This window comes from Aeromicrobium sp. REDSEA-S32_B7, from assembly GCF_001626145.1.
Classification (GTDB): Bacteria; Actinomycetota; Actinomycetes; order Propionibacteriales; family Nocardioidaceae; genus Aeromicrobium; species Aeromicrobium erythreum.
Genome location: NZ_LUNF01000179.1, coordinates 1 through 7003, shown reverse-complemented (window position 1 = coordinate 7003; position 7003 = coordinate 1). Strand labels below are relative to the sequence as shown.

The following is a 7003-nucleotide window of genomic DNA, read 5'->3' as shown; positions in this document are numbered from 1 at the left end:
GCCATGGCGGTCGACGACACCGGACGCGTGGTCGGCAGCATCTCCGGCGGGTGCGTCGAGGGTGCCCTCGTCGCCGAGTGCGAGGAGGTCCTCGCGGGAGGGCCCACGCGACGGCGGACCTACTCCGCAGGCGACTGGCTGGAGCCCGGCCTGATGTGCGGCGGGACGATCGAGGTGCTCGTGTGCGACCTCGCGTCGCTCGACGCGGAGCAGTGGCACCAGGTCGAGTGCGCGGCGGGCGGGAGGTCCGCGACCCTGACGCTCGCCGGCACCAGCATCTCGGTCCAGCGGCCGCCGGAGCTCGTGGTGGTCGGAGCCGTGGAGTTCGCCGTGGCGCTGTGCACGCTCGCGTCGCGCGCCGGCTTCGCCGTCACCGTCCTCGACCACCGCGCGACCTTCGCGACCAAGGAGCGCTTCCCCGACGCGACGGCGGTCGTCGTGGCCGACCTCGCGGACTGGTGCGCGACGCGCACGTGGTCGCCCGAGGACGCCGTGTGCGTGCTCGGGCACGACCTCGACCGCGACACGGTCGTGCTCGCGTCGGCCCTGGAGGGCGGGGCCGGCTACGTCGGCGCGATGGGCTCGCGCACCACGCACGAACGACGCGTGCGCGCCCTCGACGGCGTCGACATCAGCCGCCTGCGCTCCCCCCTCGGGCTCGACCTCGGCGGCTCGAGCCCCGAGCACACCGCCGTGGCGATCCTGGCGGAGGTGCTGGCCGTCCGCCACGGCGGCTCGGCGCAGCCGCTCTCGGCCACGACCGGACCGATCCACCGGTCCCCCGCGCGCCTCGACCCGGCCTGAGGGCCGGCCGACCTAGCCCCGGCGCTGCCGACTCGGTGGTGCGTCGGACCCGGTCTGCGCCAGCCGCCAGATCCGGTCGCGACTCATCGGCAGCGTGCGGGGACGTGCGCCGAGCGCGTCGGTGATCGCGTTGGCGAGGGCCGGGGCCACCGGGTTGTACGGTGCCTCGCTCATCGACTCGCGGTAGGAACGGAAGGTGCGCGTCACGACGTGTCCGTCCTCCACGACCACCTCCTCCTGCAGGGCCGAGCCGATCGCCTGCGCGACACCGCCCTCCACCTGGCCCCGGAGCTGCTCGGGGTTGATCACGACGCCCGCGTCGGCGGCGTGCACCGACTGCAGCACCCGCACCTCGCCCGACGTCGGGTCGACCGCCACCCGGAAGCCATGGACGTTGAAGGCCACCGAGCGTGGGCTCCCGTCGTGGGTGCCCTCCGCCGACAGCCCGTCGGGCACGACCTCGCGGAAGCTCAGGAGCGACCCGTCGGGCAGGCGCACGCCGTCGCGCTCGAGCGTGCAGTGGCCGCGGGCGACGCCGGCCGCGCGGGCGGCGAGCGTGAGCAGCTCGGCGTGCAGCCGCTCGGCCGCCACGTGCACCGCCTTGCCCGCGACGACGGAGCCGGCCGAGCCGTAGGCGCCGGTGTCGTAGCCCGACGTCGCCGTGTCGCTCTGGCGCACCCGGACGCGGTCGGGCGTCGTGGCCAGCTCGGTCGCCGCGAGCTGGACGTGCACCGTCGTGGTGCCGTTGCCGAACTCGGCGGTGCCGACGGAGAGGGTGTAGCGGCCGTCGGCGTCGACCGCCACCGCCACGTCGGTGAAGTGCCCGCGCGGCGGGATGGTGGCGATCATCGCCATCGCGACGCCGCGTCCCGTCGGCCAGCCCTCGGGAGCGTCGTCGCCGCGACCCGACGCGAGTGCGGCGTCGACGAGGTCGAGGCACTGGTCGAGCCCGTAGGAGCCGTACTCCAGGTCGTCCTCCTCCAGCGCCGTGACCACGAACGGGTCGCCGGGCACGACGGCGTTGCGACGTCGCAGCTCGACGGGGTCCAGCCCGAGCTCGGCGGCGAGGTCGTCCATGGCCGACTCGATGCCGAACATGACCTGCCCGAGGCCGTAGCCGCGGAAGGCGCCCGACGGGAGCTGGTGGGTGTAGACGGCCTCGGCGTCGACCCGCTTGTTGGGGCAGCGGTACTGCGCGACCGACTCGTGGCAGCCGTGGAACATGACGCCGACGGCGTGGTTGCCGTAGGCGCCGGTGTCGGACAGCACGTCGAGCTTGAGCGCCGTCAGGTGCCCGTCGGCGTCGGCGCCGAGCGTGACGCCGACCCGCATGGGGTGGCGGCACGGCACGATCGTGAACTGGTCCTCGCGGCTCAGCTCGTACTGCACGGGGCGTCCGGTGCGCAGGACGGCGAGCCCGATGACGTCCTCGACGAGCATCTCCTGCTTGCCGCCGAACCCGCCGCCGACCCGGGCGGCGAGCACCCGGACCCGGTCGCGCGGCAGCGAGAGCACGTGGGCGAGCTCGTCGCGCACCAGGAAGGGCACCTGCGTGCTCGTGCGCACCACGAGGGTGCCGTCGTCGGCCAGCCAGCCGCGTCCGCCGTGCGTCTCGAGCTGGGCGTGCGAGACCCGCGACGTCTGCCACGTGCCCGACACGACGGTGTGGGCCGAGGCCAGCGCCGCCTCGACGTCGCCGTGCTCGTCGTGCAGCTGGGCGACGACGTTGCGGGTGGGCTCGGCGATGCGCGAGACGACCGGGTCCTTGTCGCCGTGCACGAGCGGCGCCCCTGGCCGACGCGCCGCGTCGGGGTCGAGGACCGCGGGCAGCACCTCGTACTCCACGTCGACGAGCCGGCAGGCCTCCTGCGCGGTGGCGACGGTCTCGGCCACGACCACCGCGACGCGCTGGCCGGCGAACCGCAGGACGGGGTCGAGCATGCGCGTGTCGTCGGGGTCGTCGAGCCGGCTCTGGTGCCGGCCGGTGGAGTAGAGGACGTCGGGGGCGTCGTGGTAGGTGAGGACCAGGTGGACGCCCTCCAGCGCCTCCGCCCGTGACGTGTCGATCGAGGTGATGCGCGCGTGCGGGTGCGGGCTGCCGAGCACCGCGACGTGGAGCAGGTCCGCCGGCGCCTCCAGGTCGAGGGTGAAGGGCTCCTGCCCGGCCACGACGCGGCAGGCCGCCGGCGCGGCGACCGAGGCGCCGAACGCCTCCCCCGCCGGGGCCTCGCCGACGTTGGCCGTGCCGGCGAGGGCGTCGCGGACCGAGCGGTAGCCGGTGCAGCGGCACAGGTTGCCCTTCATCGAGCGGCAGAGGTCGTCGTGCGCGAGCCCCTCGGGCAGCGTCGACGCGGTGACGACCATGCCCGCCGTGCAGAACCCGCACTGGAACCCGGCCGCGTCGACGAAGCGCTGCTGCACGGGGTGCAGGTCGTCGGGCGTCCCCAGGCCGGACGCCGTCGTCACCTCGCGACCGGCGGCCCGCACGGCCGGGAAGACGCACGAGTGCGTCGGGTCGCCGTCGACCAGGACGGTGCAGGCACCGCAGTCGCCGGCGTCGCAGCCCTTCTTGACGTCGAGGCGGTCGTGGTCGCGCAGGTAGGTGCGCAGGCACTGGCCCGGCGTCGGGGCCGTGGTGACGCTCGCGCCGTTGATCCGCACCTCGAACGCCCCTCTCTCGACGGGATCTGTCTCGACCGGACTGCTCATGCCAGCTCCTCCACGACCTCGAGCGCGCAGCGCAGGGTCTGCGCGGCACGCCAGTCGGGCGCGCCGTGCGGGTCGTCGTACCAGCGCTCGATCGTGGCCACCGCGGTCGCGACGTCGGACTCCGTGGGAGCCGGGCCGAGGTCGAGCACGTGGGGGCGGTGGGTCGAGGCGGTCACGCTGACGTGCACGCCGCCGTCCGGCTCGCGCCGGCCGACCAGCACCGCGCCCGAGCGGCCCATGGGGGTGAGCGCCGCGCGCCGGAAGGCCGTCGTCGACGCGAGCGACGCACGCGGCACCTCGAACGCACGCACGAGCTCGCCCGGGTCCAGCGACGTCCGGCGCACGTCGGTCACGAGCGACGCGACCGGCACCCGACGCTCGCCACCGGGCCCCCACACGACGGCGTCGGAGCCGAGGCCGGTCAGCAGCGAGGTGGCGCCGCCGGCCGGCAGCGCCAGGCACACGTTGCCGCCGACGGTGGCGCGCCGGGAGACCTTGCTCGACATGACGAGCGCCTCGACGCACGGCCGCGCCACCGCGAGCCCCGGCAGCCCGGACCGCTCGGCGTGCGTGACGAGGTCGAGGAGGGAGCACGTGGCCCCGATCGTCAGCCCAGTCGTCAGCCCGGTCGCGGAGCCGTCCGCTGCTCCGGCGTCGAGCTCCCAGTCGGGCCAGCCCAGCGCCAGGAGGTCGACGAGGCCGGTGGTCGTCACCTGCGGCTCGGAGAACAGCCACGTGCCGCCGGCCAGCCAGGTCTCGCCAGGTGCGAGGACCAGGTCGTCCGGGCCGGTGGGCAGACGGAAGGTCCCGACGGTGTGCAGGTCCACGGCCTCAGTCCTCGATCTCGCCGAGCGCGCGGTAGGCCGCCGCGATCGCGGCCACCCGCTGGCCCGCCGCCGGGCCGAGCGCGTCGAGGACGCGCGACGACAGCGCCGCGACGACGCTCATCGCCGCCGCGTAGCTGTCGAACGCGGCCTGCGTCGAGGCGCCGCACTCGATCCACAAGTCGCCCGGCGACGCGAGCCGGCGGCCCGACGGGTCGGCCATGAGCACGACCCGGGCGCCCTGGGACCTGACGAGGTCGAGCAGCGCGGCGATCTCGGGCGGGCGGCGACGGAACGCGACCACGACCACGACGTCGTCGGCGCCCAGACCGACCACCTCGTCGGACAGCGACTGCCCCGGCGACGGCGCGACCCCGACGCCGGTCCGCGCCTGCGTCAGCTGCTGGGTCAGGTGCAGCGCGACCGGGTAGCTGTTGCGCATCCCGACGACCGTCACCGTCGCGGCACCGGCCAGCAGCGCCGCCGCCTGCTCGATCGCACCCTCGGCCGCGGTGAGCACGCGGTGCAGGTGCTCGACCTCGGTCTCCAGGTGGCGCGCGACGCTCGGCGGCGCCCCCACCGGCACCGGCAGGCCCGCGTTGCGCAGGACGAGCAGCTGGTCGCGGACCTGCGTGAAGTCCTCGTAGTCGAGCCGACGGAACAGCCGGCTCATCGTCGCCTTGGAGACACCGGCCAGGTCGGCGAGCTCCGACGCCCGGTACATGGCGAGGTCGTGCAGGTGCTCCAGCAGCACGTCGGCCGCACGGCGCTCCTGCGGGGCGAGGTCGGCGTACTTCTCGGTGATGCGCACCTCGATCGGCCGCGTCTCCTCGCGAGGAGCCCCTGACGGGTCCAGGGCGGTGGTGCTCATGAGGCCGCGACCTTCGCCGCGACCTCGAGGACGGCGGCCTCGAAGGCGTCGAGCCCGCGCGCGACGTCGATCTCGCGGACGTCCTCGTCGGGGTGGTGGCTCACGCCGTCGTGGCAGCGTACGAACAGCATGGCCACGTCGGTGACGGCCCCGACGGCCATGCCGTCGTGGCCGGCGCGGCTCCACAGCCCCATCGGGGTGGTGTCGCCCGTGCCCACGATGCCGCTGACGACGGCGTCGGTCAGCCAGGGCGCGCACGGCATCGCGGGCGCCCGGTGCGTCTCGGTGACCCGCAGCCCCAGCCCACGCGCGGCGCACAGCCGCTGCAGCTCGGCCTCCAGGTCCTCCCACATCGCGTCGCGGGCGGCGTCGGTGGGCGCGCGCAGGTCGAGGCTGACCTCGACGTGCCCCGCGATCACGTTGACCGCGCCCGGGCGGGCCTCGATCCGGCCCGTCGTGGCGATGCAGCCCGACGGGCGGACCATGCGCTCGATCGCCGTGATGCACTCCGCGGCGCCGACCATGGCGTCCTTGCGGCGGTCGTAGGGCGTCCCGCCGGCGTGGCGGGCCTCGCCCTCCACCTCCAGGACGAAGCGCCGCGCGCCGGCGATGGTGGTCACGTACCCGAGCGAGGCGTCGGCCTCCTCGAGGTAGGGGCCCTGCTCGATGTGCGCCTCGAGGTAGCCCACGAGCTCATCCGGACGCCGCGCGGCGGTGCCGACGGCGCGCGGGTCGAGCCCGAACTCCTCGAACGCGGTCCGCAGCGTCATGCCGCCCGCGTCGCAGAGGTCCCACCACGCGGGGTCCCACGTGCCGGCGGCCGCGCAGCTGCCCAGCAGCGCCTTGCCGAACCGCGTGCCCTCCTCGTCGCTGAACCCGACCACCTCCAGGGCGAACGGCAGGTCGTCCACCCGGTCACCGAGCCGCTCGGCGACGGCGATGCCCATGAGCACGCCCAGCATGCCGTCGTAGGAGCCGGCGTCGGGGACGGTGTCGAGGTGGGAGCCCAGCAGCAGGGCGGGCAGCCCCGGCTCGCGGCCCTCGCGTCGGCCGTACTGGTTGCCGGCCGCGTCCTGGCGCGGAGCGAGGCCGGCGCGCGTCATCCACCGGGCCACGACCCGGTTGACCGCCGCGTGCTCCGGCGACAGGTAGACGCGTTCCAGGTGCTCGGGGTGGGAGGAGTAGAGGTCCAGCTCGGCGCAGCGGGCCAGCACCTCGGCCGCCGAGCCGACCGCGGCGCCGCTCGTGGGCAGGTCCGTCGGGGCGCTCACGCGTAGACCTCCTGCGCAGCGCCGACGCCACCGCCGGCTGTCACGGCGACACCACCGGACCGCAGCACCTGCTCCAGCGCGGCCAACGTGACGAGCACGGCGTCCTTGCGGGCGTTGTAGCCCATCGTGCCGATCCTCCAGACCTTGCCGTGCAGAGGTCCGAAGGAGGTGCCGATCTCGATGCCGAAGTCCTCGAGCATCACCGCCCGCGCGGCGTCGCCGTCGACGCCGTCGGGGATGTGCACCGCGACGACGTTGCTCATCTTGTGGTCGACGTCGCCGAAGACCTCCAGCCCGAGCCCACGCACCCCGGCGAGCATCGCGGCACCGTGCAGACGGTGCCGCTCGACGGCGGCGTCGATCCCCTCCTCCACGAGCAGCCGCGCGCACTCGCGCGCGCCGTAGAGCATCGTCGTCGCCTCGGTGTGGTGGTTGAGCCGGCGCGGACCCCAGTAGTCCATGATCATCGCGAGGTCGAGGTAGTTCGAGGCGATGCGCACGCCCCGCGCGACGTCGCGCTCCTC

5 protein-coding genes and 1 pseudogene are annotated in these 7003 nt (G+C 74.9%); 1 reads left to right on the top strand and 5 read right to left on the bottom strand.

Annotated features, from left to right (window positions below; all coding sequences use genetic code 11):
- Positions 1-804: XdhC/CoxI family protein (locus A6Q79_RS12520; RefSeq protein WP_317698490.1), on the top strand; the 804-nt coding region annotated here is incomplete at its 5' end.
- A gap of 12 nt (positions 805-816) precedes the next feature.
- Here the strand turns inward: A6Q79_RS12520 and A6Q79_RS12515 are convergent.
- The 5 genes and pseudogenes from A6Q79_RS12515 to A6Q79_RS12495 form a co-directional block, all read right to left on the bottom strand.
- Complete coding sequence (locus tag A6Q79_RS12515) at positions 817-3513, bottom strand: molybdopterin cofactor-binding domain-containing protein (RefSeq protein WP_317698488.1); 2697 nt, start codon at positions 3511-3513, stop codon at positions 817-819.
- The gene (locus A6Q79_RS12510; protein ID WP_286691049.1) at positions 3510-4340 is read right to left on the bottom strand and encodes an FAD binding domain-containing protein; all 831 of its coding nucleotides are present in this window, start codon (positions 4338-4340) and stop codon (positions 3510-3512) included. Before A6Q79_RS12510 ends, A6Q79_RS12515 begins: the two co-directional genes overlap by 4 nt.
- Positions 4341-4344: 4 nt before the next feature.
- On the bottom strand, positions 4345-5208 hold the full coding sequence (locus A6Q79_RS12505) for a MurR/RpiR family transcriptional regulator (RefSeq protein ID WP_317698482.1): 864 nt from the start codon (positions 5206-5208) through the stop codon (positions 4345-4347).
- A complete protein-coding gene (locus tag A6Q79_RS12500; protein WP_067853222.1) occupies positions 5205-6479 on the bottom strand; it encodes an allantoate amidohydrolase in 1275 nt (424 codons plus the stop codon). Before A6Q79_RS12500 ends, A6Q79_RS12505 begins: the two co-directional genes overlap by 4 nt.
- Positions 6476-7003, bottom strand: a pseudogene (locus A6Q79_RS12495) (alanine--glyoxylate aminotransferase family protein); the annotation flags it as partial. The pseudogene A6Q79_RS12495 and the gene A6Q79_RS12500, both read right to left, overlap by 4 nt.

Coding starts and splice junctions, on each gene's coding strand:
- A6Q79_RS12515 (WP_317698488.1), bottom strand. CDS start 3,513: ATGAGCAGTCCGGTCGAGACAGATCCCGTCGAGAGAGGGGCGTTCGAG.
- A6Q79_RS12505 (WP_317698482.1), bottom strand. CDS start 5,208: ATGAGCACCACCGCCCTGGACCCGTCAGGGGCTCCTCGCGAGGAGACG.